The organism is Mesorhizobium sp. M7A.F.Ca.CA.002.09.1.1 (genome assembly GCF_003998555.1).
In the GTDB taxonomy this organism is placed as follows: domain Bacteria; phylum Pseudomonadota; class Alphaproteobacteria; order Rhizobiales; family Rhizobiaceae; genus Mesorhizobium; species Mesorhizobium ciceri.
In genome coordinates, this window is sequence record NZ_RZRR01001358.1 from 1 (window position 1) to 944 (window position 944).

General features: G+C 61.0%; 1 protein-coding gene and 1 pseudogene. Both read right to left on the reverse strand.

Features of this window, described 5'->3' with window-relative positions:
- A partial coding sequence (locus EN994_RS33195; RefSeq protein ID WP_164746517.1) for a D-alanyl-D-alanine carboxypeptidase family protein occupies positions 1–615 on the reverse strand: 615 nt, incomplete at its 3' end.
- Positions 616–718: 103 nt separating this feature from the next.
- Positions 719–944, reverse strand: a pseudogene (locus EN994_RS33200) (SPOR domain-containing protein); the annotation flags it as partial.

A 944-nucleotide genomic window follows, 5' to 3' on the forward strand; every position in this document is an offset into this window, starting at 1 on the left:
GGTGAAATCCTTTTGGGCATAATAGCGATAGAAATCCGGATAATCGCGCCACAGGTGCAGGGCGAGCTGCGCCAGCTCGCGCACGGTCGTCTGCTGGCCATCCGCCGGCAGGCCGGTCGAATTGACGAAAGTCGACGTCTTGAGGCCGATCTGGCGGGCGCGTTCGGTCATCTGCACGGCAAAATTGTCTTCGGATCCCGACATGCCTTCGGCGATGACGATGCAGCCGTCATTGGCCGCCTGCACGGTCACGCCCTGAATCAGGTCTTCGAGCCGGATCGACGACTTGAGCTTGGCGAACATCGTCGATGTTCCCGAAGGCGCGCCACCCTTGCGCCAGGCGTTCTCGCTGACCACGAACGTATCGTCGAGCTTCAGGCGGCCGGATTTGATGGCATTGAAAACCACTTCCATGGTCATCAGCTTGGCCATCGAGGCCGGCGGTATCGGCTTGTCGGCCTCCTTGGAAAACAGCACCGTCCCGGTCTCGGCATCGATCATGAAGGCCTGCGCGGCCTTGGTCTCGAACAGCTGTGCACCGGCCGGAGCCTGGAAAAACAGCAGCAAGCCAAAAACCAGAAGCCCGGCGAGAGGCGGGAGCAAGCGAAATTGCATGATGTTCGACCCGTTGGCCGGCACCGCCGGCAAGCCCGCGAAAAGTATCAGGCTTTTTGCGCGGCGGATCAACCGCGCAGCGGAAATCCCATCAGGCTTGCGCTCAGTTGCGCACAGCCAGCGCATCGGGCGCGCCATGCGACCAGGCAGCCTGCAGCAAATCATCGAGATTGCGGTGGCCATCGGGATAGAGATTGACCGAATACCAATCCTCGCCATCGAGTTCCGAACGCTGGATCTCGATCTTGCCGTATGCGGCAAGCTCAGCGGCAACACGCTTGGCCTCCGCTGCATCCTCGAACGAACCAGCCGCGACGTAGTCAGTGGAC